Source organism: Bradyrhizobium sp. 23 (genome assembly GCF_023073295.1).
In the GTDB taxonomy this organism is placed as follows: Bacteria; Pseudomonadota; Alphaproteobacteria; order Rhizobiales; family Xanthobacteraceae; genus Bradyrhizobium; species Bradyrhizobium canariense_D.
Window position 1 is genome coordinate 1 of the sequence record NZ_JADPJF010000053.1, and the last position, 686, is coordinate 686.

Annotated in this window: 1 pseudogene; it reads right to left on the minus strand. The window is 63.8% G+C overall.

Annotation, left to right across the window (positions count from 1 at the left end):
- Nucleotides 1-660, minus strand: a pseudogene (locus IVB32_RS13140) (transposase); the annotation flags it as partial.
- Nucleotides 661-686: the final 26 nt, after the last annotated feature.

Consider the following 686-nt stretch of genomic DNA (forward strand, 5'->3'; position numbering starts at 1 on the left):
GAGCGCCGTCAGTTGCGGCTGCTCCGCGAGCCAGCCCTCGATAGCAGCAATATGCGGGTCGAGCTTGGACGGCATGCGAACCCTGGTTTTATAGGGCCGACGAGTCCGCCGGTGCGTGGCACGCGGCTCGCCGGCGGTCACCCTCTTGCCGAGCGTCTTCGCGAACGTCGCCGCGGTCACCGGCGCGTTGCTCGTGTGAGCGGATTGCAGGCCACGCGCCTGTCCGGCACGACGATCGACGCGATTGCCGAGTTCGTTCTGGGTTGCGCGAATCTCGGCCAACAGCGCGACCGGATCGAGCGAGCGATACTGATCGCGCAGCCGTTTCTTCACGGCGGCGGTCACCTTGGGATGCGCTAATGCACGCTCGTAGGGCGTCGATGGGGGATGATAGCGCTTGATCACTTTAGCCCCTTCGCGGCGCTTCTCCTTCAGCTTGAACGAGGGCTGGAAGAAGTTGACGTAGAGCCGCGCCGCCGCATAGAGGCGGCCCATCACGCGCGCCGTCTCGACGCCATCGAAGCGGCCATAGCCCATGAGGCGGCGGACGACGGCACCATTCTTCTGCTCGACGAATGCTTGATCGTTCTTCTTGTACGCGCGCGAGCGCGTCACTTCGAGCTTCTGTTCGCGACACCATGGCACGACGACATCGTTCATGAAGGCGCTGTCGTTGTCGAAGTCAA